The 23,611-nt window shown below is 42.3% G+C and carries 20 protein-coding genes; 15 read left to right on the top strand and 5 right to left on the bottom strand.

Annotation, left to right across the window (positions count from 1 at the left end):
* The first annotated feature begins 221 nt into the window (after window positions 1–221).
* From glyA to ENH88_RS00840, 10 genes are all read left to right on the top strand, one after another.
* Window positions 222–1,478, top strand: coding sequence for a serine hydroxymethyltransferase (gene glyA, locus ENH88_RS00885; protein ID WP_304178478.1), 1,257 nt, complete (start codon window positions 222–224; stop codon window positions 1,476–1,478).
* Window positions 1,479–1,581: 103 nt separating this feature from the next.
* Window positions 1,582–2,031, top strand: a complete 450-nt coding sequence (gene nrdR, locus ENH88_RS00880; RefSeq protein ID WP_016708083.1) for a transcriptional regulator NrdR — start codon at window positions 1,582–1,584, stop codon at window positions 2,029–2,031.
* 1 nt (window position 2,032) lies between these two features.
* The gene (ribD, locus tag ENH88_RS00875; RefSeq protein ID WP_304178476.1) at window positions 2,033–3,169 is read left to right on the top strand and encodes a bifunctional diaminohydroxyphosphoribosylaminopyrimidine deaminase/5-amino-6-(5-phosphoribosylamino)uracil reductase RibD; all 1,137 of its coding nucleotides are present in this window, start codon (window positions 2,033–2,035) and stop codon (window positions 3,167–3,169) included.
* Between the two features lie 25 nt (window positions 3,170–3,194).
* Window positions 3,195–3,848: a riboflavin synthase gene (locus ENH88_RS00870; RefSeq protein WP_304178472.1), complete on the top strand. Its 654-nt coding sequence runs from the start codon at window positions 3,195–3,197 to the stop codon at window positions 3,846–3,848.
* A gap of 29 nt (window positions 3,849–3,877) precedes the next feature.
* On the top strand, window positions 3,878–4,990 hold the full coding sequence (gene ribBA / locus ENH88_RS00865) for a bifunctional 3,4-dihydroxy-2-butanone-4-phosphate synthase/GTP cyclohydrolase II (protein WP_016708080.1): 1,113 nt from the start codon (window positions 3,878–3,880) through the stop codon (window positions 4,988–4,990).
* A gap of 101 nt (window positions 4,991–5,091) precedes the next feature.
* On the top strand, window positions 5,092–5,556 hold the full coding sequence (gene ribE, locus ENH88_RS00860) for a 6,7-dimethyl-8-ribityllumazine synthase (RefSeq protein WP_016708079.1): 465 nt from the start codon (window positions 5,092–5,094) through the stop codon (window positions 5,554–5,556).
* Between the two features lie 15 nt (window positions 5,557–5,571).
* On the top strand, window positions 5,572–5,982 hold the full coding sequence (nusB, locus tag ENH88_RS00855; RefSeq protein ID WP_192542055.1) for a transcription antitermination factor NusB: 411 nt from the start codon (window positions 5,572–5,574) through the stop codon (window positions 5,980–5,982).
* A gap of 44 nt (window positions 5,983–6,026) precedes the next feature.
* A complete protein-coding gene (gene thiL / locus ENH88_RS00850; RefSeq protein ID WP_304178468.1) occupies window positions 6,027–7,001 on the top strand; it encodes a thiamine-phosphate kinase in 975 nt (324 codons plus the stop codon).
* Entirely contained in the window at window positions 6,998–7,483 is a 486-nt protein-coding gene (locus ENH88_RS00845; RefSeq protein WP_283710215.1) for a phosphatidylglycerophosphatase A family protein, read from the top strand. Before thiL ends, ENH88_RS00845 begins: the two co-directional genes overlap by 4 nt.
* A 30-nt stretch (window positions 7,484–7,513) precedes the next feature.
* Window positions 7,514–10,600, top strand: coding sequence for a ligand-binding sensor domain-containing diguanylate cyclase (locus ENH88_RS00840; protein ID WP_304178463.1), 3,087 nt, complete (start codon window positions 7,514–7,516; stop codon window positions 10,598–10,600).
* Window positions 10,601–10,713: 113 nt separating this feature from the next.
* Here ENH88_RS00840 and ENH88_RS00835 read toward each other — a convergent pair whose 3' ends face one another.
* The 4 genes from ENH88_RS00835 to ENH88_RS00820 all read right to left on the bottom strand — a co-directional run bounded on the left by ENH88_RS00835 (window position 10,714) and on the right by ENH88_RS00820 (window position 16,398).
* Window positions 10,714–12,876 (bottom strand): YncE family protein, encoded by a 2,163-nt coding sequence (locus tag ENH88_RS00835; RefSeq protein WP_414704772.1) that lies wholly within the window; start codon window positions 12,874–12,876, stop codon window positions 10,714–10,716.
* Between the two features lie 418 nt (window positions 12,877–13,294).
* On the bottom strand, window positions 13,295–15,160 hold the full coding sequence (dxs, locus tag ENH88_RS00830; protein WP_304178462.1) for a 1-deoxy-D-xylulose-5-phosphate synthase: 1,866 nt from the start codon (window positions 15,158–15,160) through the stop codon (window positions 13,295–13,297).
* A gap of 104 nt (window positions 15,161–15,264) precedes the next feature.
* Window positions 15,265–16,152: a (2E,6E)-farnesyl diphosphate synthase gene (ispA, locus tag ENH88_RS00825; RefSeq protein WP_304178460.1), complete on the bottom strand. Its 888-nt coding sequence runs from the start codon at window positions 16,150–16,152 to the stop codon at window positions 15,265–15,267.
* Window positions 16,153–16,155: 3 nt separating this feature from the next.
* The gene (locus tag ENH88_RS00820) at window positions 16,156–16,398 is read right to left on the bottom strand and encodes an exodeoxyribonuclease VII small subunit (protein WP_304178457.1); all 243 of its coding nucleotides are present in this window, start codon (window positions 16,396–16,398) and stop codon (window positions 16,156–16,158) included.
* Between the two features lie 301 nt (window positions 16,399–16,699).
* On the opposite strand from ENH88_RS00820, the gene pomA reads away from it, so the two are divergent.
* The 4 genes from pomA (at window position 16,700) to ENH88_RS00800 (ending at window position 20,998) form a co-directional block, all read left to right on the top strand.
* Window positions 16,700–17,467, top strand: a complete 768-nt coding sequence (gene pomA, locus ENH88_RS00815; RefSeq protein ID WP_304178455.1) for a flagellar motor protein PomA — start codon at window positions 16,700–16,702, stop codon at window positions 17,465–17,467.
* A gap of 2 nt (window positions 17,468–17,469) precedes the next feature.
* The gene (locus ENH88_RS00810) at window positions 17,470–18,390 is read left to right on the top strand and encodes a flagellar motor protein MotB (protein ID WP_304178453.1); all 921 of its coding nucleotides are present in this window, start codon (window positions 17,470–17,472) and stop codon (window positions 18,388–18,390) included.
* 145 nt (window positions 18,391–18,535) lie between these two features.
* Entirely contained in the window at window positions 18,536–19,021 is a 486-nt protein-coding gene (locus ENH88_RS00805) for a hypothetical protein (RefSeq protein ID WP_304178452.1), read from the top strand.
* 72 nt (window positions 19,022–19,093) lie between these two features.
* Entirely contained in the window at window positions 19,094–20,998 is a 1,905-nt protein-coding gene (locus ENH88_RS00800; RefSeq protein WP_304178450.1) for a DNA topoisomerase III, read from the top strand.
* Window positions 20,999–21,016: 18 nt separating this feature from the next.
* On the opposite strand, the gene ENH88_RS00795 is transcribed toward ENH88_RS00800, so the two are convergent.
* Window positions 21,017–22,327, bottom strand: coding sequence for a M20 metallopeptidase family protein (locus ENH88_RS00795; RefSeq protein ID WP_304178448.1), 1,311 nt, complete (start codon window positions 22,325–22,327; stop codon window positions 21,017–21,019).
* Between the two features lie 99 nt (window positions 22,328–22,426).
* On the opposite strand from ENH88_RS00795, the gene ENH88_RS00790 reads away from it, so the two are divergent.
* Window positions 22,427–23,284 (top strand): tetratricopeptide repeat protein, encoded by an 858-nt coding sequence (locus ENH88_RS00790; RefSeq protein ID WP_304178446.1) that lies wholly within the window; start codon window positions 22,427–22,429, stop codon window positions 23,282–23,284.
* Window positions 23,285–23,611 lie beyond the last annotated feature (327 nt).

Genomic DNA, 23,611 nt, shown 5'->3' with positions numbered 1-23,611 from the left:
GTTTTAAGAACGATTAGTTAGCATTAAAAAATCAAATGTAATCTTGGTTCTAACATTAAATATTTTTATGTTTCAATAAAAAAATATCATTACAAAAACACTGTGAATTAAATTCAATCCCTGTTTAAATATGTTCATCTTTACAGCATAGGCAAATTGACGTTTTCAGCGTATAATTCAGCCTTTAAAAAAATACCATACACGTTGCCCTAGGAGCCCCCATGTTAGAACGTAGCATGAATATTTCGGATTTTGATCCAGAGTTATTTGACGCAATCAACAAAGAGACTGCTCGTCAAGAAGAACACATTGAGCTAATTGCATCTGAAAACTACTGTAGCCCGCGCGTACTTGAAGCGCAGGGATCACAGTTAACTAATAAATATGCTGAAGGCTACCCAGGCAAGCGTTACTACGGTGGTTGTGAGCACGTTGACGTAGTTGAACAATTAGCGATTGACCGTGCCAATGAATTATTTGGTTCAGATTACGCGAACGTACAACCACATGCTGGTTCTCAAGCGAATGCAGCTGTGTTCTTAGCACTTTTAGATGCGGGCGACACTGTACTTGGCATGAGCTTAGCGCATGGTGGTCACTTAACGCACGGTTCACACGTCAGTTTCTCTGGAAAGCTTTACAATGCAATCCAATATGGACTAGATGAAGCAACAGGCGAAATTGATTACGCACAAGTTGAAGCGCTGGCTCTTGAGCACAAGCCAAAAATGATCATCGGTGGCTTCTCAGCATACTCAGGTATTGTTGATTGGGCTAAATTCCGTGAAATCGCTGACAAAGTAGGTGCTTACCTGTTTGTTGATATGGCTCACGTTGCTGGTCTTATTGCTGCTGGCGTTTACCCAAGCCCAGTGCCTCATGCACACGTTGTTACTACAACGACTCACAAAACATTAGCGGGTCCTCGTGGCGGCCTAATCATCTCAGCATGTGGCGACGAAGCGATTTACAAAAAGCTTAACAGCGCGGTATTCCCTGGTGGTCAAGGTGGTCCTTTATGTCACATTATTGCTGCAAAAGCAGTGGCATTTAAAGAAGCACTACAACCAGAGTTTAAAGTATACCAAACACAAGTTGTGAAAAATGCCAAAGCTATGGTTGCAGTAATGCAAGAGCGCGGCTACAAAATCGTTTCTGACAAAACAGAAAACCACTTGTTCTTACTTGATTTAATCGATAAAGACATCACTGGTAAAGACGCTGACGCAGCACTCGGTAATGCTAACATCACAGTAAACAAAAACTCGGTGCCAAATGATCCGCGTTCACCGTTTGTTACTTCTGGTCTACGTATCGGTTCTCCTGCAATCACGCGTCGTGGTTTTAAAGAAGCTGAATCAAAAGAGCTTGCTGGCTGGATCTGTGACGTACTCGACAACATCAATGATGAGTCGGTACAAGCACAAGTAAAAGAGAAAGTTAAAGCAATCTGTAAAAAATTACCTGTTTACGCTTAATTGTTAAGCTGACAGTAATTTAGATCACAATAGCGTTGTTTTTTGCTATTATAAAGGCCGCTTAAACGCGGCCTTTTTTGTTTTTTAACGGAAGCTGATACCTATGCATTGTCCATTTTGCACCGCAAAAGATACCAAAGTGATAGACTCGCGCCTTGTCGGCGGTGGTCACCAAGTAAGACGTCGTCGTGAATGCAATGAATGCCATGAACGCTTTACTACCTTTGAAGGGGCAGAGCTTGTAATGCCAAGAGTGATCAAACAAGATGGCAGCCGTGAACCGTTTAATGAAGACAAATTGCTTAATGGCTTGCACCGCGCACTAGAAAAACGCCCCGTCAGTACCGAGCAAGTTGATGAAGTGGTTAACATTATCAAATCGCAACTACGTGCCACCGGTGAGCGAGAAATATCAAGTCACTTAATTGGTGAATGCATCATGGAAGCGCTGAAAAAACTCGATAAAGTAGCGTATGTACGTTTTGCCTCAGTGTATCGTTCATTTGAAGATATTCGCGAATTTGGTGAGGAAATCGCCCGTTTGGGAGAATAACATGCACCCACCGCAATTTAGTGAACACGATAAAATTTATATGGCGCGCGCGATAGAGCTTGCCAAGCAAGGGCGTTTTACCACAACACCAAACCCCAATGTGGGTTGTGTGTTGGTAAAAGACAATATTATTGTTGGTGAAGGTTTTCATCAAGTTGCAGGCCAAGGTCACGCCGAAGTTAATGCGCTGTTGATGGCTGGTTCGCAAGCAAAAGGCGCAACCGCTTACGTTACCTTAGAGCCATGTAGTCACTTTGGGCGCACGCCACCTTGTGCCGAAGCCTTAAAAGCAGCTGGTGTGGTAAAAGTGATTGCGGCTATGGTGGATCCCAACCCACAAGTGGCGGGTAAAGGCTTAGCCATTTTAGCCGACGCCGGCATTGCGGTTGCATCCGGTTTATTAGAACCCCAAGCACGATTGTTAAACCGTGGTTTTTTAAAGCGCATGGAGCAGGGAATGCCGTTTGTTACCTGTAAAATGGCGGCAAGCCTCGATGGTAAAACCGCGCTTAAAAACGGTCAGAGCAAGTGGATCACTGGCACTGCTGCCCGTCAAGATGTGCAATTACAGCGCGCACAAAGCTGCGCTATTTTAACCGGTGCAGACACAGTATTAATTGACGATGCAAAGCTCAATGTGCGTGTTGATGAACTGCCTGAGCCATTACCGACGCAATTACCAGTTCGCCAGCCTGTCCGTATCATTATCGATTCACAAAATCGTTTAACGCCTGATTTAGCTTTATTTAGCATTGCAAGCGACATAATAATTATCACCACTGCGCTTGATAAATCAGTGCAATGGCCGCATTACGTAACTCATATTGTGGTGCCTGCAAAAGATCATAAAGTTGATTTAAAGGCCGCATTACGGCAATTGGCACAACAGCAACAGTTTAATCATATTTGGCTAGAAGCAGGGGCAACCTTAGCGGGTAAAATGGCTGAATATAATTTAATCGATGAGTATATTGTCTATCTGGCGCCGAAATTGTTAGGAAATGATGGTAAAAGCTTACTAAACTTTGCGGAACTGAGCTCTATGCAAGAGGCGGTTGATTTAACAATAAACGAATGCACACTGATTGGTGATGACATTCGTATTACTGCAATACCGCGTTTAGTTGCATTGCCTTAACCAAATTATTTAAAGAGTAACGACTATGTTTACTGGGATCATTGAAGCGACTGGCACGATCAGCGAATTACAGCAAAAACAAGGCGATTTAGCTATTCGCATTCAAAGTAATAACCTAGATATGGCGGATGTCAATTTAGGTGACAGCATTGCAACTAACGGCGTGTGTTTAACCGTAGTAGCAAAACACAGCGATGGCTTTAGTGCTGACTTATCTAATGAAACGATTGGTTTGACTGGCTTTGCTCATTATAAACAAGGGCAAAAAGTAAACCTTGAAAAAGCCATGCAACCGGTGTCGCGACTGGGTGGGCATTTAGTGTCTGGTCATGTTGATGGCATTGCAACAATCACCGCAATCACGGCTAATGCCCGCGCCGTGGAATATTGGCTCAGCACCGATGCACAATTGATGAAATACATTCCTTATAAAGGCTCAGTGTGTATTGATGGCATTAGCTTAACGGTCAATGCAGTTGAGGCTAATACGTTTAAATTGACCATTGTGCCGCATACCAGTGAGCAAACGACCATAGCCGATTTTAAAGTTGGCACGCAAGTGAACTTAGAAGTCGATCAAATAGCCCGCTATTTAGAGCGCTTGATCAAAGGCGCAGAGCAACCAGCAAGTTCAGATATTTCAATGAGCTTATTAGCTCAAGCGGGCTTTATAAAGTAAAAATACTCCACAACTTACACGAGCAGATTATGAATTTACACAGCGCACAAGAAATTATTGATGACATTAAAGCCGGTAAAATGGTTATTTTGATGGACGATGAAGACAGAGAAAATGAAGGCGATTTAATTATTGCCGCTGAACATATTAGTGCTGAAGCAATCAATTTTATGGCGACTCACGGCCGCGGTCTGATCTGCTTAACGATGACTCAAGAGCGTTGTGAGCAACTAGATTTACCACTGATGGTGAAAAATAATGGCGCGGCATTTTCGACGAACTTTACCATGTCGATTGAAGCCTCTAAAGGGGTGACTACCGGTATTTCAGCTGCGGATCGTGCGCGTACAGTGCAAGCGGCGATTGCCAAAGGTGCAGTACCAAGCGATATCGTACAACCTGGACATATTTTTCCAATTATGGCGCAACCGGGTGGCGTGCTAACTCGAGCAGGACACACAGAAGCAGGTTGTGATTTAGCGCGTTTAGCAGGGCTTGAGCCATCATCAGTGATTGTGGAGATTCTCAATGCCGATGGCACTATGGCGCGTCGCCCTGATTTAGAAGTGTTTGCTGAGCAACATAATATTAAAATTGGTACTATTGCTGATCTTATCGAATACCGCAATATGAATGAAACCACCATTGAGCAAGTGGCAAAGTGTAAATTGCCAACCGTGCATGGTGAGTTTGATTTAGTGACTTATAAAGACACTATCGATGGTCAGCTGCATTACGCGCTATTAAATGGTGAAGTGAAAGCGAATGAGCCAACCTTAGTACGGGTTCACTTACAAAGTACTTTTAACGATATTTTATTATCAGATCGCAGCGCCGACAGAAGCTGGGGTTTATCAGATGCGATGGCCTATATCGCAAAGCACCAAGGGGTGTTAGTGATCCTTGGTAAACAAGAATGCACCGATGAGTTAGAAGCAACGGTTAAAGCCTTTGCCGCCGAAGATGCTGGTGAGACAGTAGCGCATCGTAAGTTCCAAGGTACATCGCGCACTGTTGGTGTGGGTTCGCAAATTTTGGCTGACTTAGGCATAGAAAAAATGCGCTTAATGAGCCTGCCTAAAAAGTACCATGCATTATCAGGCTTTCACCTAGAAGTGGTTGACTACGTTGAACCACAATAAGCACGACGCTTAAACTAGGCTATTATTTTATTTATATGGTATGATGCGCAGCAATTTTTGCGCAATCGCAACCGCTTGAACTTATTTTTTAGGGTTATCGAATGAAAATTATTGAAGGTAATAAATACGCTCCGGGCAAGAAATTCGCTATCGTTATTTCTCGCTTTAATGACTTTATTGGTAGCAGCCTTTTAGCAGGCGCTGTTGATGAATTGAAACGTACTGGTGGTGTATCAGATGATGATATTACTGTAGTTTATGTACCAGGTGCGGTTGAATTACCTTTAGCAGCGAAACGCGTTGCAGCAAAAAAAGAGTATGATGCAATTATCGCTTTAGGCGTAGTGATCAGAGGTGGTACGCCACACTTTGATCTGGTCGCGGGCGAATCTAATAAAGGCTTAGCGCAAGTGTCGCTTGAGTACGATATCCCAGTTGCATTTGGCGTATTAACCACAGAAAGCATTGAGCAAGCGATTGAACGCGCGGGCACTAAAATGGGCAACAAAGGCGGCGAAGCTGCTTTAGGTGCACTTGAAATGGTTAATGTGTTAGATAAAATTTAAGTTTAAGGAATTTTTGTGAAACCAGCAGCAAGACGTAAAGCACGTATCTTAGCACTTCAAGCCGTTTATTCTTGGCAATTAAGCGGCAATGCAATTGCCGATATTGAACAACAAATGTTGATCGAAAACGATGTAACTAAAATTGATGTTGAATACTTTAAAGATCTTTCGCGTGGTGTTGCGGTAAATCATAAGCAACTAGACGAAGCCGTATCGCCACATTTAACTCGTCCATTTGATGAGTTAGACCAAGTTGAACGCGCTATTTTACGTTTAAGCAGCTATGAGCTGAAATTTCGTGAAGATGTACCATATAAAGTGGCTATCAATGAAGGTATTGAGCTTGCTAAAATTTTTGGCGCAGAAGATAGCCATAAATTTGTTAATGGTGTACTTGATAAAGCGGTAAAGCATTTACGCAAGTAATGTAACCGTAAAAGGAGAGCCGGCATAGGCCGGCTTTTTTGTGTATGAAGGAATTTGAATTAATCAATCGCTACTTTAAAGGTCGCGGTATTAGTCGCCGCGATGTTAATTTAGGGATTGGTGATGATTGTGCTTTGGTTACTGTGCCAGAGAACTGCCAATTAGCCGTTACGACAGACACACTTGTCGCTGGCGTGCACTTTTTTGATGATATTGCACCGCGTGCTTTAGGCCATCGTGCCTTGGCGGTAAATTTAAGTGATTTAGCGGCAATGGGGGCTGAGCCGACATGGATTTCGGTGGCGTTAACCTTACCGAGTATTGACGTTGAGTGGCTTGAAGAGTTTACCGAAGGCATGCATGAAATTGCCGAATACTTTAACGTGCAAATCATCGGTGGTGATACCACGCAAGGCCCGTTGACTATTACTATTTGTGCGAAAGGCACTGTACCGCAAGGCAAAGCATTACGTCGTAGCGGCGCTAAAGTAGGCGATTGGGTTTATGTCACTGGGCCACTAGGCGATGCAGGTCTTGCCATTGAAGCGCGTAAACAAGGGATTAAAATTGCTCCCGAGTATTTAAGTTATGTTAATCAGCGATTTGATTATCCGACACCGCGGGTTGCTGCAGGGCAAATGTTGCGTGGTCTAGCATCGGCCGCGATTGATATCTCTGATGGACTGGTCGCAGACTTAGGACATGTACTGGCTATGTCTCAAGTGAGTGCGTGTATTGATGTGAATAAAATACCAACCTCAGATGCAATGCGTGCTACTTTAGAGCCAAATCAGCAACTGCCTTTTATCCTCAATTATGGGGATGACTATGAGTTACTCTTTACTGTGCCTGATAGTAATAAAAGTATGTTGGAAGTGAAATTACAGCAATATGGGGTTGATGCCGCCTGTATTGGTCAAATAAAAAGTGGTGAAGGGCAAATCGAGTTAATGCTTGATGGCGAAAAGCTAGCGTATGAACATACAGGTTTTGAGCACTTCACCAAGGAGTCGGTTTGAATAAACCCGCGTTATTTAATTTAAAACGCCCTCATCAATTTTTTGGTTTGGGTTTTGGTTTAGGGCTGGCGCCGAAAGCACCCGGTACATTTGGTACCTTTGCAGCACTGCCTTTTATTTTTACTACTATGTATTTTCCGCTGTGGTTACAAATAGTGTTTGCTGTGGTGATCAGTGTTTTTGGCCTTTGGGCATGTGGAAAAACCGCCGATGATCTTGGTGTTCATGATCACCCTGCTATCGTGTGGGATGAAGTGGCCGGATTTTACATTACCATGATAGGTGCAGCGATCAGTTGGCAATCTTTATTGGTTGGCTTTGTACTGTTTCGCTTTTTTGATATCGTTAAACCTGGGCCTATTCGAATACTTGATAAACGCCTACACGGTGGCTTCGGTATTATGGCAGATGATGTTTTAGCGGGTATATTTTCATTAATTTGTGTCCAGGCATTGTTTAAAATGGGTTATTTGCCCTTTTAACCTTAGTTTTTGCAACGAGGTATTGACGTTATGATGCGGTTTTTATTGGTTATTATTGTGCTGTTATGCAGTATGCCAAGTAAGGCGTCAATTACCGACTATGTTGTACAGCAATGGAATATGCAAAATGGCTTACCTTCGCAATCACTGAAAAGTGTTGTACAGGATGAGCAAGGTTATATGTGGCTGGGCACTCAGTTTGGCCTCAGCCGTTTTGATGGTAATACATTCACCAATTACAACACCCTAAATAGTAATTTTTTGCCCAGTAATGGCATCAATAAGTTATTGATTGATAGCCAAGGCTATTTATGGGTTGGTACTAAAGATGGTCTTGTGGTGATAGACCCAACCACAATGGCTGCGCAAGAATTCAGTGTAAAAGGCCCGGTACGGGATATTATAGAAGATGCTAAAGGCAGTCTTTGGGTTGCTGCCAACGGCTTATACTTTATATCTCGCAATCAAATTAACCTCACTATAAACAATAGCCCATACATACCCGTTGTGGCAGCCAGTTCAGTAAAGCAAATTGTTGGTACTGTGAGTCAGTTGGCATTATCACCAGAAGGCATTTGGCTAGTAAACGAACGCTATTTACTACGCTTGACAAATTCGTCTTCTGATTTTGCCAAGTTACGCTTAGAGCTGACTGCAAAAATATCGCTCCCAGAGCGCTTAGCACAAACCATTATTCATGACTTAGCTTGGCTTGAAGGTAATTTATATTTAGCTTCAGAGCTCGGTGCTTACTTTTTAGATTTAGATGATGAACTAAGACCTTTCCCGCTGCCGAATGCCAATAACTCTGCGGTCTATAAATTTATGAGTGACTCCAACGGAGCATTGTGGATTTCGACCTATGGGCGCTTATTATTTCGTGATAACTCAGGTGATTGGCAATGGGTTGAACCCAGCCAGCTTGACCAAAGTATTTGGTTTGCTGATTTATTTCGTGATAATGATAATAATATTTGGCTTGCCAGCTTTAGTGAAGGCTTATGGCTTGCCCATGAAGGACGTATCGAGCGCCACTCTGCTATATCACAAATGACCGAGGCGGTAATGGCAATTAGCCAAGCCCCCGATGGGCGATTGTGGGTCGCAAACCGCAGTGGGGTGGGGTATTTTGATCTCAATAAAAACTTCATTAATCAAATTCCAAGTAATCAATATGGCCGTGCAGCTGTGCATGATTTACAGTTTGATGGCTCGCGCTTATACATTGCCACCGGGCGCGGGGTGTATTTTTATGAAAACAATACCTTGTTCGCAGTTCCTGGGCGTGCGTTAAAAGATAACCCTGTGTTCGCAATCAGCCGCTCTAGCAAAGGAGGGTTTTGGCTTGGCACCGGGCGGGGAATGTACCGGCTGAGTTACGGTGGGTTAACCCCGTTTGCATATAATGCATTTTTAGGTAGTAAGTTTATTACCTACGTTGTTGATGAAGCAAATTTTGGCTTAATTGGCACCAGCAAAGGGGCTTACTATTTTACCGATCGTGGTATTGAAAAAATTGGCGACCAAACCAGTCTTGAAAGTGCTTATGTTACCAGTATTCTAAATATTGATGGAGTCGGTATCTTGATCGGCTCATTAAATGACGGTTTGTTTTATCGCAGCGGTCAAGGATATTGGCGCCAGCTAGATGCAACCAATGGTTTACCTTATGGTTCTATTTTTAGTTTACGTTACGATGAGAAGCTAAAGCGTATTTGGGTGAGCACCATGAAAGGTGTATATCGCATGCCGGTTGAGCAATTTAGTGGTGATATTGAAAGTTTAAAAGTAGAGCAAGTTATTTCATCCTATGATCGCCAACTAGATGGTAAAGCTAGCCAATGTTGTACTGGCCTTGGCCATGATGCGGTGGCTGAATCGGGTAATTCAATCTGGTATCCAAGCTTACAAGGTGTGGTAGAAATTCCCAAAGACATTGAGCTATTTGGTATTAAACCATTAAAGCCTAAAGTTGAGAGTTTAAGTACTGGGCTACGCAAGCTTGCTACAGCGGCGCTAGGGCGTAACCCACAGTTAGAGATTGATGAACGTGATATCACCCTAAAATACACGGCAATCGACTATTATGCGCCAACCAGTATTGAATTTCGTTACCGCTTAACTGGTCTCGACAGTGATTGGCGTTATGCCAATACTCGTCGCGAAGCTATTTATACTAATTTACCGCCAGGGGCCTTTTTATTCCAGCTTGAAGCTAAACGCCAAGGTGAAGGCTGGCAAAAGGCGCAACGTACAGAATACTCATTTGTGGTACCAAGACGGTTTGATGAAACAATTTACTTTAGACTGCTGATCACCGGCAGCTTTATTTTGTTATTTTATTTGGTGTTTTGGGCATTTAGAAAACAAGAGCGGCGTAAACAAACCGCACTTGAAAGCCTGATCACCGAACGTACTGGTGAGCTGCGCCAAGCAAATGATAAGCTTAATCAAGTTAACTCACAGCTTAAATTGATGAGCCATTCTGATGAGCTCACCGGGCTGCGTAGCCGTCGTTTCTTGTTTGATCAGTTGCCAAAGGATATTGAACATTTCCAACGTAATTCGCAATCATTACAAGCGCAAGGGAAATCCTTGATATTGCTAATTATTAATTTTGATAATTTTAGCCGTATCAATGATGCTCATGGCCCGATTGGTGGTGATAGTTGTTTACAGCAAATGGCTGCATTACTAAACTCGCGAACTCAGGGCTCAGATTATGTGGCGCGTTGGAGTGGTGATGAGTTTTTATTACTATTACGGGATTTTAAGCGTAGCGCTATCGACAATTATGCCGCTGAGCTTTGCAAAGTTATAGCCGATCACACTTTTAGACTCCCAAGCGGTGATACTATTAATCTGACTGCATCAATTGGTTTTTCATTTTATCCGTTGCCACTATTAGGCGGTCAAGTGATTGGGTGGGAAACCTCCGTCAATTTGGCGGATATCGCGCTGCATCAAGTAAAAAAACGCGGTGGCGATGGTGTCGCCAATATCACTTTTGATGAACAGTTAGATGCCTTTGAATTTGAACAAACTAATAATATTGATCAGCAACTGAGTGTGTTACAAGCCAATGGTTTAGCCGATATTAAAGTCTGGATGCGCTAATGTTTGCGGGTTTGCTTGTGTTTTTGGTCGCTAGCAATAAGAAATGCCTTAACTCGAAAAGTTAAGGCATTGGGAGGCCAACTAAAGGCAGTTAAATTAACTGTCCTTGATGGTTAGCGGTTTAGCCAAGTTGGTAAAATAGCCACTGATTCCGGGGCTGTGAACGAGTAGCTTAAGTTGGCTGCAATATCACCACTGGGGCTATTTAAAATATTGTCAAAACGCATTACTAAGCCATTTGATTTTTCGGCAACAAAAAGATGGTTACCGGTAAACATAATATCGACTGGGTTACCAAGCATAGTCGCAGGTCCTGCGATATTGACACTAACATTACTCAAGCCTGAGCTAGTACCCGCATTATTCAAGACAAATAATTTGCCATCTGTGGCGTCTGCTGCACTGCCTACATCTGAGACGATCAACGAGTCACTAAGCGGATCATAATCGATGCCATGGAGATTGGTCGGAGCAGGGAAGGCAGCGCCAGCTGTTGCTGGTGTGATCAAGCGATCTTCGCCTGTAATTGTGCTCATACCGGCCATTAGTTTACTGTTAACTTCATCAAACACGGCAATCGTACCATTGGTTAATGCAACAAATGCACGGTCTGTGGCGACATCGTAATCGACATCCCAAGGGCGTGCGCTGTTACTTGGTGTGAGTGTGATAAGCGGGCTTGCATCACCTGTAGTACAGGTTGAAAACACTAAAATACCCGGTGTGGTCGCATTATTTTCAGCAACAAAAATCAGGCCACGGTCAGATGCTACATCAAGACCTTTAGGTGAAATTAGGCCTGTATTTGCACCACTAATAATAGAGTCTTGGCTTAGAGAAAATACCTCACCATCGCGATGCATGGCGACTTTGTTGGAAATGACAATACCACCGACTGAAGTTGTGCTGTTATCAAAGGTTGTATAACTATTACCAGCTTTATCAAAGGTCACGCTTTCGATTGTTTGACTGGCATTATAACTGCCCAGTTCGCTGGTAAGTGGCGCATTTAGACGTGATATTTGCCCTGTTGTTGGACCAGCAGCAGCTGGGTTGCTACTGACTGCAATACCCATTAATGGCATGTTAGCCAAATAACTGTCTGATACATCCGCCATGTCATTGTGCATTACTGTTTCAGTAATTGATTCTGGCTTAACTGTGGGTGTCACGCTATCTGGGCTGATATCACCGCTGGCACCTGAAAAAATATTGCTAAATACCAGTACTGCGTCATTTGATTTTTCTGCAACACGTAAATCGCTGCCTGTTAGGCTGATATCAACAGGGTTGCCAAGCATACTTGCTGGGCCTGCAATACTACGTGCAACAACGGTGTTACCATCGGCAAGCGATGCATTATTGATCACAAACAAGGCACCATCAGTTGCATCACTGGCACTACCGACATCAGAAAGCACTAATTTATTGGTGTTAGCATCATAAACAATACCATGAAGGTTGACGGAAATTTTCTCGCCAGCTTCATTGCTAGGGGTGATGGTACGTGTAGGCATTGCCACAAAACCGCCATCGACATAATTGTCATAGACAGTAACGTCACCATTGGTTAGCGCCACATATAAGCGGTCGTTGCTATCATCGTAGGTAACATCCCACGGTTTTGCGTCTGTTACTGTGCTTGCTAAAGGTGCAGCATCACCCGCTGCGGTGGCACCAAAAACAGTGATCTGAACGGCATTAAAGTCGGCGATAAAAATGAGTCCACGCTTAGTAGATACATGAATGCCTTTAGGATTGACTAAGCTGGTATTGCTCCCAGTAATAGTGCGGTCACGGTTGCTATCGAACATTGTGCCATCTGCGCGACTTAATACTTGGCAAACGGTGCTCAGTGCGCCATTACCAGAATCGCTGGCTTGCACTAAATTACCTAAGCCATCAAATGCAACACCTTCATTGGCACCACTGTTAAATGTTTTTAACTTCGCAGCATTTTGGTCAATTAGATCAATCGTGCCAGCATTATCAGCACCATTATTCGCTAAAATAAAAGTGGCAGCTGCAAAACCCGTAGCGCCATCAACTCCATCAGTACCGTCACTGCCATTTGCACCGTCAGTACCATTTGTTCCGTTAGTGCCAGCAACACCTGCCGCGCCTTGTGTACCCGCAGCACCATCGCTCCCATCGTCACCATCACAGCCGGTTAAACTAAACAAAATTGCTAAAGTAAGTGCCGATAAGCAAAGTTTACTTGCCATTGATTGAGCGTGAATAGACTGTGTTGTTGCGCCTGATTTGAACGTTTTCATAATTTGTACCTTCTTAAATATTCCATCAAATGTGAACATACAAAGAGTTTTGCTTAAAACAGCCTATACCAATCGTGTTAAGTTATTAGTCATTTATAGCGACGGATAAATAGCGTGATAACAAGGCATAAATTTTAATATGTAGTTGTTCTACATGAAAAATTTATAACGCCGTTAACGCTTTATTTAGCACGCTAGAAAGGCTAAATATTTAAGTCGATTGGTATTACATAAAAGCGTGAACGCTTTGCTCACGAGTTAACCTCAGTGAATAAACGTGACAGGGAAATAATTGGATGCAAAAAAATGAAAATAAAGTGAAGTTTTTTTAGTCAGTTGATTTTTATAGGGATAATAAAAAAAGGAGCCGTTGCTCCTTTTTTATTATCTCACCTGACTCTATGTGCTACAGCGTAGTTTAGTCAGTAATAAAGCTGTTTATACTATCGAGTATACCTTGCGAGCCTAAACCCATTTCATCGTGCATTTGCTCTTGCGTACCGTGTTTGATGAATTCATCCGGAATACCTAAATTTAGGATGCTTACCTTTGCTTTTATAGCTGCTAAATATTCATTAACGGCAGAGCCTGCGCCACCAACAATGGCATTATCTTCAAGTGTTACAATAATTTCATGATCGGCTAATAAAGTGTCGATTAGTGCGCTATCTAGCGGCTTAACAAAACGCATATCAACGAGGCTTGCGTTGAGCTCTTTTGCAGCCAGTTGAGCATTCTCAAGCAAAGTACCAAAAGATAAAATAGCGATTTTAACACCTTGCTTAATCACACGGCCTTTGCCGATTTCAAGCTCGGTCATTTGCTCGCAGATCTCAGTTGTGCCAGCACTACCGCGAGGGTAGCGTACCGCGACGGGTTGATTACATTGGTAACCCGTGTAAAGCATTTGGCGGCATTCATTAGTATCACTTGGCGCCATGATAATCATATTTGGAATGCAACGCATAAAACTTAAATCGTAAGCGCCCTGATGGGTTTCACCATCCGCACCAACAATACCGGCACGGTCAATAGCAAATAATACCGGTAAGTTTTGCAGTGCTACATCGTGAATGAGTTGATCATACGCACGTTGTAAAAAGCTGGAATAAATAGCAACGACCGGTTTTAAGCCTTCACAAGCAAAACCTGCCGCTAAAGTAACCGCATGCTGCTCTGCAATGGCAACATCAAAATATTGCTCAGGGTGTTCTTTTGAAAAGCGCACCATACCAGAGCCTTCACGCATGGCAGGGGTGATGGCCATTAGTTTGTGATCTTGGCTTGCCATATCACATAGCCAATCACCAAATACTTTAGAAAAAGTTGCTGCCCCCGGTTTTGATTTTGGCAAACTTGAAATCGCAGGATCGAATTTTGGCACACCGTGATAACCAATCGGATCGGCTTCAGCTGGTTTGTAGCCTTTGCCTTTTTGGGTTTTGATATGCAGTAGCTGTGGGCCTTTTAAATTACGCATATTACGTAATGTATCTACCAACATATTTACATCGTGGCCATCAATTGGGCCGATATAGTTTAAGCCAAGTTCTTCAAAAAAAGTGCCAGGAATAACCATACCTTTTAAATGCTCTTCCATGCGACTGGCTAATTCTTTTACTGGGGGAACACCAGCAAGTAGCTTTTTACTGCCTTCGCGAATATTAGTGTAAAAACTGCCGGATAAGATGCGCGCAAAATGGTTAGTGAGTGCCCCCACGTTTTCTGAAATCGACATTTCGTTATCATTTAAAATGATCAACATATCAGACTTAACATCACCTAAGTGATTCATAGCTTCAAATGCCATGCCTGCAGTGATCGCACCATCGCCAATAACCGCGACTGTTTTACGACCTTTGCCTTCTTTTTGCGCCGCAATAGACATGCCTAAAGCCGCAGAAATTGAGGTGCTTGAATGACCGACACTAAAGGTATCGTATTTACTTTCTTCACGAAATGGGAAAGGGTGTAGGCCATCTTTTTGGCGAATAGTATGCATTTGATCGCGACGACCCGTTAATATTTTATGCGGGTAAGCTTGATGGCCTACATCCCACACTAAACGGTCTTCAGGAGTATTGTAAACATAATGCAATGCAACCGTCAGTTCTACAGTGCCTAAGCCTGATGCAAGGTGACCACTGCTTTGCGACACTGAGTTAAGTAAATAATCACGCAGCTCATTGCTAAATGCAGGTAATTTTTGTTGCGCTAAATCACGCAGTTGGGCTGGTTCATCAACCAAACCTAATAATGGATACTTGCTACTATCAAGTGTCATGATTTTTAATACATCCTTCGCTAACCAGACGTTATTATAACGCAATGTTACTCTGGTTTTTTAGTTATTTTGTACATCATTATCAGCTTAATCTGAAGCTGCAATTAATAATCGCGTTCCACAATATATTTCGCTAAATGCTCAAGCTCTGTGGTATCGGCATTTATTGCAGCTAAAGCATGCAGTGCTTGTTCAAGTAAGTGTTGTGCTTTTTGCTTTGCACCAGCCAGACCAAGTATAGCTGGGTAGGTTGCTTTATTTGCTGCAACATCGGAACCTTGTGGTTTTCCTAGCACTTGAGTATCACCTTCGATATCTAGGATATCGTCTTGTACCTGAAAAGCCAGTCCAATTGCATCACCAAAGCGCTTTAATTGTAATAATGTATGCTCATCAATATCCGTTGCACACAGTGCCCCTAAACTAATTGCGCAGTTTAGCAAAGCACCGGTTTTTAGCTGATGAATACGCTCAAGTTCAATGAGGCTTACTGCTGTGTTTGTTGCGGCAATATCCAATGCTTGGCCACCGACCATCCCTTCAATGCCGGATGCTTTGGCGAGTGTTGCAATCATTTTTAGCTGTTGCTGGGCAGGGACATCAAATGCATGATTAGCGATTAAATCAAACGCCAGCGTTTGCAGCGCATCGCCAGCTAAAATGGCATGCGCTTCACCATATACAATATGGCAAGTCGGTCTACCGCGGCGTAAATCATCATCATCCATAGCAGGTAAGTCATCATGGACTAACGAATAGCTATGAATACATTCAATTGCGGCAGCTAAAACATCTAAATCCTGATGCTTAGCACCAAGCATTCTGCCAGTGGCATAGACCAAAAATGGCCGCAGCCGTTTGCCGCCGTTTAAAACACTATAGTGAGTGGCCAGCTTGATAGTTTGATCGGTATCCAGTGGCTGCTCAAAATACCGATTGAGAGTGGCTTCAACATCACGTTGAGCGCATTTAATTTGCTCTGTTATTAACACTCGTTATTCCAAATCATTATCAAAGTTAGTAAGCGATGACTGACTATCGTTACCCATCAAAATAGCGACTTTTTGCTCTGCTTGTTGCAATTTATTAGACGATGCACCAGCCAACGCAATGCCGCGTTCAAATTGTTTTAACGATTGTTCAAGCGAAAGCTCACCTTGCTCCATTTCTGTGACGATTAAGGATAATTCTTCAAGCGCTTGCTCAAAGCTTAGGTTCTCTGGTTTTTTAGTCGCCATAGTGGATTCAACTTAGATGATAGAAATGTGAGGCCAATTTTAGGGGGAATGCTAAACTAGGTCAAAGACTGATGCATTTTTTTTGAATAATAAACTGTTTTCTTATCACGATTAATGGTTTGTACCTGAACTTAAACCTTGCAGGTTAAGCATGGTAGATTAAAATGCCAATAGAGCAAAAAACTTTCATTTCATTTTTTTCATTAAATGGTTTAAGTAATTCAATAGATTGCCGATAAGCAGTTAATAATAAAAGTTTGCTGCCATAGGCAGTAAAGCATGAGTTCCTTTGGAGGGGTAAGTGGATTTAGCAACCATTATAGGTATTCTCGGCGCTATTGGCTTGATAATCATGTCCATGTTTTTGAGTAGCAGCGGCGAAATAGTGATGTTCTACAACACTCCGTCTGTGGTGATTGTATTTGGTGGTTCGATTTTTATCGTGTTATCAAACTATACGATGAGCCAGTTTTTTGGCATTGGTAAAGTTGCTGCCAAAGCGTTTATGTTTAAAATTGAATCTCCAGAAGAGCTTATCGAAAAAGCCGTTGAGCTTGCTGATTCGGCACGCAAAGGGGGGTTTTTAGCGCTTGAAGAAGCAGAAATACCGAATGCATTTATGCGCAAAGGTGTCGATATGCTTGTCGATGGCCATGACGCCGATGTCGTTAGAGCGACACTACAAAAAGATATTGCTCTTACCTCTACTCGTCATGAATCGGGTGCTGGCTTATTCAAAGCGCTTGCCGATATCGCGCCTGCTATGGGGATGATTGGTACTCTTATTGGTCTAGTGGCGATGCTATCAAATATGGACGACCCTAAAGCAATTGGACCTGCCATGGCGGTAGCGTTGTTAACAACTTTATACGGTGCATTTTTAGCCAACGTGGTTGCGATCCCAATTCAAGTCAAATTAGAGCTACGTAAAGATGAAGAAGCCATGAACCAGCGTTTGATCTTAGATGCTGTATTAGGTATTCAGGATGGTCAAAATCCAAAAGTAATAGAAGGTATTTTGAAAAACTATCTCGCTGAATCAAAACGAAAAGTCGATACTGAGGAGTAAGCATGTCTGAGCAAGAGTGCAAGTGCCCACCACCAGGACTTCCTGCTTGGATGGGTACGTTTGCGGATTTGATGTCGCTATTGATGTGCTTCTTTGTACTTTTGCTCGCGTTTTCAGAAATGGATGTGCTGAAATTTAAACAAATTGCGGGCTCGATGAAATTTGCTTTCGGTGTACAAAATAAAATAGAAGTTAAAGATATACCTAAGGGAACATCCGTTATCGCGATGGAGTTTACGCCAGGTAAACCAGAACCGACACCAATAGAAACAATTCAACAGCAAACCGTGGAAATGACCCAGCAAATGTTGGAATTTCAAGCTGGTGATGAAAGCTCTGCTGGTGGTCGTCAAGAACAACGCGGTAACAAGCGCGGTGGTGAGTCACAAAGCACAGCACAACAACAAGCCTCTGAGCAAGCAATTTCTGCCGCTGATCAAGAGCAAGTGAATGAGCTTGTGAAAAAAATAGCACAGCAGTTAGAGCAGCAAATCATGGACGGGGCGATTGAGCTGGAATCTTTAGGTCAGCAAATTCTTATTCGTATTCGCGAAAATGGCTCATTTCCTTCGGGCAGTGCTTTTTTGCAGCCTAAATTCAAACCCATTATTCGTGATATTGCAACGCTTTTAAAAGATGTTCCTGGTGAAATTACTGTCTCTGGGCATACCGATGATTTTCAAGTATCCAATGAGTTGTATACCAATAACTGGGATTTATCTTCGAAGCGTGCTGTTGCAGTGGCAACAGAAATGCAAAAAGCGCAAGGCTTTGATAAGACGCGTATGGTTGTAGTAGGCCACGCAGAAACTCGACCACTTGTTCCCAATGATTCTGACGCGGATAGACGACGTAATCGCCGTGTTGAAATCTCCATTATGCAAGGTAAAGCAAAAGAGTCAGATCCGATAGATGTAAGATAAAGGTACTTGGCAAAGTACCTAATTTAGCTTAAAGTGACTTTTTAACAAGTGTAACGGAGTGTACGATGAAAAACGTTGATAAATATAGCTATATGCCGGGTAATGGTGGTGGTAATGATGATGATAAAAAACCTGATTAATAATCATGCCTGATTGGTTTTTAAAATCTATTTTAATTCTTGAAAATAGCTGGGTGTTTATTTTAAGCCCAGCTATTTTTGTTTTTTATTTACGTAAGGATTATCTCGCACTGCGTTTTGCGTTGGTTACTGCTGCGTTTTTTTTGTATGGCGCTTTAATTTACGATAGCCTAATGAGTATTGATGAAGGCGTTTATGTTTATCGCTACGTAGTCTGGGCATTTAATGATATTGCTTGGATGGCCTTGATTGCTTACTTAGGTATTAAAGATAAAGTATACCTTTGGCAAAGTGTGCTTGGTCAATTGGTTGTAATTAGTGCGCCTATTTTACAATTATTTAGATTAGTGGATCGTCACCTTTGGGATTTATCGTATAGTACCATGCTATATAAAACGTTATTACCGTTAATCAATATTGGCACTGTCGTTGTGTGCTACCTTCCTCTGTTGTATTTATTTATGCGAAAAAATCGCAGTCTAAAGAGCTAATCATTAACTATTTGTAGATTAAATTACGTGTGCTAAACTACTGTGTAAATAACCAGTTGTTGATAGTGGCCAATGAAACTTTATATAGCCGAGAAACCATCTTTAGGTCGTGCCATTGCCGATGCCTTACCAAAGCCTCATAAAAAACATGATGGCTATATTGAAGTGGCTAATGGCGATTGTGTTTCTTGGTGTATAGGTCATTTGCTAGAACAAGCTGAACCGGATGACTACAGCGAACAATACAAAAAATGGCGTTTTGATGACTTACCTATAGTGCCTGAGCAATGGCAGTTAAAGGCTAAATCTAAAACCCGTAAGCAACTCACTGTTCTTAAAAAGTTAATCAAGCAAGCTGAGCAGCTTGTTCATGCTGGCGATCCCGACCGCGAGGGTCAGTTGCTGGTTGATGAAGTGATTGAGCAAGTCAAGTTATCACAAGCTAAAAAGCACAGTATCCAACGGTTATTGATCAGCGATTTAAACGTTAGTGCAGTTAAAAAAGCATTAGCGAGTATGCGTACTAATCGTGACTTTATTCCCCTAAGTGTTTCAGCTCTTGCGCGCTCTCGTGCTGATTGGTTGTTTGGCATGAACCTGACACGTGCTTATACCCTAGCGGGGCAAAAAGCAGGGTTTGGTAATGTACTCTCTGTTGGACGAGTACAAACACCTATTTTAGGCCTAGTGGTAAATCGTGATAATGAAATTGCTAACTTTATAGCAAAACCATTCTATGAAGTGTTTGCCCATTTACATACCCAAGAACAACAGAGTTTTACTGCTAAATGGCAACCAAGCAAAGCGTGCGAACCTTATCAAGACGAAGAGGGGCGGATATTGCACCGAGGGCTTGCGGAAAATGTTGCAGCACGTGTCACGGATCAACCCGGCGAAGTGACGGCACTTGAGCAAAAGCAGAAAAAACAGCAAGCGCCTTTACCGTATAATTTATCAGCTCTACAAATCGATGCAGCAAAAGCGTTTACGATGCCAGCACAAAAGGTGTTAGATATTTGCCAAGTTTTATATGAACGCCATAAACTTATCACCTACCCACGCTCAGATAATCGCTATTTACCAAAAGACCATCATCAAGAAGCCGCCAGTATTATAAAAGCAATCGCGACTAATGGTGGGCAAAGTGACGCAACGTGCCAAGGCGCTGATACCCGCATGCGCAGTAAGTGTTTTAATGACGCCAAAGTTGCTGCGCACCATGCAATCATACCCACGGCTAAACAGTTAAAGTCCGCAAGTTTAAATAGCGATGAAGGCGAAGTGTATAGCTTGATTTGTCGTCATTATCTCATTCAGTTTTACCCTGATTATGTTTTTAATGAAACGAAAGTTGAGGTTACCATAGCGGGTGGTTTATTTAAGGCCAATGCTAAACAAGATGTTGAGCTAGGCTTTAAAGTGCTGATGGGCCGATCGGAGCTTAAAGATCAGCAAACATTACCGCCATTGGTTAAAGGGCAAAAACTTCATTGTAGCCATGGCGAAATCATCGATAAAATGACCACGCCACCGGCACATTTCACTGATGCAACGCTGTTAAGTGCAATGACGGGGATAAGTCGTTATGTTAAAAATCCAGATATCAAAAAAATTCTTAAAGAAACGGATGGCTTAGGGACTGAAGCAACTCGGGCAGGTATTTTAGAGCTGTTGTTTAGGCGGCGCTTTTTACAACGCCAAGGTAAATCAATTTTGGCTACCCAGACAGGTAAAGCGTTAATAGGTGTATTACCCGAAGGGTTAGCTAGCCCCGATTTAACTGCAAAATGGGAAGCTTCACTAGGTGACATTGCCGAACAGCGTATGAGTTACCAGCAGTTTTTAACACCGTTATTAAGCGATTTATCACATTTTATCGATCAAGCCGGGCAGTGTAATAGTCAAGTATTTGCGCAATTACCAAAAACGCCGCAAAAGCGACGTTTTAAAAGCAAGGCAAAACCCAAATCGGCTTAGTTGTTATGGGTAGGCGATTTATTGGTTAAATAACGCAACGGCGGCATTACTCATCGCTTTTATCCCTGTTGGCAGTGCAACCTTATAATCGGGGGCGAACTTACTTGAATGCAACGATGGTAGAGTATCCCCCGATTTTTGTGCAGCAGCGTATTGAGTTTGCTCAACACCACCTAGCCAAAACAAGGTAATTGGAATATTTTTGTCAGTTCGGCCATATAAACCAAAATCCTCACCAGCCATAACAGCTTCTGTTTCAAGTACATTACTTTCACCAATTGCGGCGCTAATTGCACTACGTACAATATTTGTTTGTGCTGGGTTATTGTAAGTTGAGGGGATTGATTCATCTTCATGCACATAGACTTCAGGGGTTAAGCTCTCATCAAGTCCTGCACTAATCGCAATGCCTTTACTAATACGCTTAATTGCAGCAATTTGTTGTAAACGTACTGCGGGATTGTAGCTTCTTAGTGTTAGCTGTAGTTTTACTTGATCGGAAATAACATTGTGTTTAGAACCACCATGAATTGAGCCAACGGTGATCACCGAAGGTTCAAGTGGCGAGAGTTCGCGACTCGTTATTGTTTGCAGTGCTAAAACAATGCGTGAAGCGATCACAACAGGATCAATCGTTGTATGTGGGTAGGCACCATGGCCACCTTTACCTTTTACAGTAATATCAACTGAATCAACACTTGCCATAGTGTATTCGTTTTTCATACTTACTTTGCCTGCAGGTACACTGGCACTGACATGCAGAGCAATAACATGATCAGGAGTTGGGTATTTAGAGAATAACCCTTCTTTAAGCATTGCTTTTGCACCACCACCTACTTCTTCGGCAGGTTGTGCCACCATCATTAAAGTACCCTGCCATGCATCTTGGTGCATAACTAGCTGCTGGGCTGTGCCAATAAATGAACTCATATGAATATCATGGCCGCAACCATGCATAACACCAACAGTTGCACCTTCATCATTAGTAACGGTTACTTTAGAAGCATAGGGTTTGCCAGTTTGCTCTATAATTGGCAAGCCATCGGTGTCGGTGCGGATCATAATTGTTGGGCCATTCCCATTTTTATAAATTCCCACTACACCAAACCCGCCAACATTATCAGTGACATCAAAACCAAGTTGCTTGAGTTGTTTTGCTATTTTCTGTCCTGTTTGTTGCTCGTGGTAGGAAAGCTCTGGGGATTGATGTAAATCTAAATAAAGCTGTTCAATCGCAGGCATGGTTTTATCTAGCTTGAGATCTAACGTCGTTGCACTGAGCAATGGACTTATAAACAGTAGGGCGGCGTAAATTTTGTGAAATTTCATAAAAGACCTTTTTGATTTATGGCTTGTGATCTGGACTTGTAATTATTGTATCTGCCACCATATAAAACCCTAAATAGTCTGATATGGCAATCAATCGTAATGAATAATATGGTAAATGTTAATCCGCAAAACCTTCAGCAAGTATTAGGTGAAACTTCACAACAAAAACTTGTATTACTTAGTTTCTACTCTGCACAGAGCCCTGAGTGTCAATCACAAGCAGCCATTTTAGAAAAAATTGCCAGCCAATACGGTGAACATTTACTTGTTGCGACGTTGGATTGTGATATTGAACAGCAATTAGCAGCGCAACTAGCACAACAAATTGGTTTGCAAACACTGCCAACACTGGTGTTCTTAAAAGACTCAGCGCCTGTTGATATGTTAGCTGGTGCGCAGACCGAGCAACAAGTGCGTGATGTATTAGCAAAGCATTTACCAGCACAGCATGAACTTTTGTTAGAGCAAGCCAAACAAGCTTTAATAACACAAGACCTTAACAGTGCGTTTAACTATGCAAAGCAAGCTTACGAGTTAGATACCACTAATGCCCGTATTAAATTGGTGTTGGCAGATATCTGTATTCAAATACATAAGCTTGATGATGCACAAGCATTATTGGCCTCTGTTGCAGAAAATGAACGTGATGCCTATTTCACTAATATTCAAGCAAAGTGCGAGCAAGCACTTTTAGCACAAGAATCTCCAGAAATAAAAGCACTACAAAGCCAAGTTGAAAAATACCCGAATGATTTAGAAATTCAAGCTGAACTTGCTGATGCATTAAATCAAGCGGGTCGCAAAGAAGAGGCGTTAGAGCTACTTTTTAACATTTTGAAAAAGGACTTAAATTTTGCTCAAGCAAAACCAACCTTTTTAGAGGTTATAGCGTCTTTACCTGATGGCGATAGCTTAGCCGCTAAATATCGTAGAAAGCTCTACAGCATATTATATTAAGCAGGTTTATAGCAGATATTGAAAGCACCACAGCGAAATGGTGCTTTTTTATACTAAAAACTTGCTAAATACTAAATTTAAGTAATACTCAAGATCCTCTCGAGAAAAGTTTGTTTGTTTTTTGTCCAGAAAACCATGTGTTTTATGTGTTTTAGTGTGTTTTTTGTACGAGTTGCACTTTATTTGAAGTTTTCTTTAAAAAACGCTTGCGTAAAATCCGCGGCGCCCTATAATGCGACCCCACTGAGACGGCAGAGCGCAACGCATAGCGGGGCATGAGCTACTTAGTAAGTCGAGTAAAACTTGAGTTTAGATTTTTAATAAAGT

Origin of the sequence: Pseudoalteromonas prydzensis (genome assembly GCF_011050055.1) — a bacterium.
Lineage (GTDB): Bacteria > Pseudomonadota > Gammaproteobacteria > Enterobacterales > Alteromonadaceae > Pseudoalteromonas > Pseudoalteromonas prydzensis_A.
Note: the sequence above shows the minus strand (reverse complement) of the source record. Positions and strands in the feature narration are given on the sequence as shown.

Excerpts from the sequence above, each read along its gene's own strand:
- glyA (WP_304178478.1), top strand. The coding sequence starts at position 222 with ATGTTAGAACGTAGCATGAATATTTCGGATTTTGATCCAGAGTTATTT.
- nrdR (WP_016708083.1), top strand. The coding sequence starts at position 1,582 with ATGCATTGTCCATTTTGCACCGCAAAAGATACCAAAGTGATAGACTCG.
- ribD (WP_304178476.1), top strand. The coding sequence starts at position 2,033 with ATGCACCCACCGCAATTTAGTGAACACGATAAAATTTATATGGCGCGC.
- ENH88_RS00870 (WP_304178472.1), top strand. The coding sequence starts at position 3,195 with ATGTTTACTGGGATCATTGAAGCGACTGGCACGATCAGCGAATTACAG.
- ribBA (WP_016708080.1), top strand. The coding sequence starts at position 3,878 with ATGAATTTACACAGCGCACAAGAAATTATTGATGACATTAAAGCCGGT.
- ribE (WP_016708079.1), top strand. The coding sequence starts at position 5,092 with ATGAAAATTATTGAAGGTAATAAATACGCTCCGGGCAAGAAATTCGCT.
- thiL (WP_304178468.1), top strand. The coding sequence starts at position 6,027 with ATGAAGGAATTTGAATTAATCAATCGCTACTTTAAAGGTCGCGGTATT.
- ENH88_RS00840 (WP_304178463.1), top strand. The coding sequence starts at position 7,514 with ATGATGCGGTTTTTATTGGTTATTATTGTGCTGTTATGCAGTATGCCA.
- ENH88_RS00835 (WP_414704772.1), bottom strand. The coding sequence starts at position 12,876 with ATGAAAACGTTCAAATCAGGCGCAACAACACAGTCTATTCACGCTCAA.
- dxs (WP_304178462.1), bottom strand. The coding sequence starts at position 15,160 with ATGACACTTGATAGTAGCAAGTATCCATTATTAGGTTTGGTTGATGAA.
- ENH88_RS00820 (WP_304178457.1), bottom strand. The coding sequence starts at position 16,398 with ATGGCGACTAAAAAACCAGAGAACCTAAGCTTTGAGCAAGCGCTTGAA.
- ENH88_RS00810 (WP_304178453.1), top strand. The coding sequence starts at position 17,470 with ATGTCTGAGCAAGAGTGCAAGTGCCCACCACCAGGACTTCCTGCTTGG.
- ENH88_RS00805 (WP_304178452.1), top strand. The coding sequence starts at position 18,536 with ATGCCTGATTGGTTTTTAAAATCTATTTTAATTCTTGAAAATAGCTGG.
- ENH88_RS00800 (WP_304178450.1), top strand. The coding sequence starts at position 19,094 with ATGAAACTTTATATAGCCGAGAAACCATCTTTAGGTCGTGCCATTGCC.
- ENH88_RS00795 (WP_304178448.1), bottom strand. The coding sequence starts at position 22,327 with ATGAAATTTCACAAAATTTACGCCGCCCTACTGTTTATAAGTCCATTG.
- ENH88_RS00790 (WP_304178446.1), top strand. The coding sequence starts at position 22,427 with ATGAATAATATGGTAAATGTTAATCCGCAAAACCTTCAGCAAGTATTA.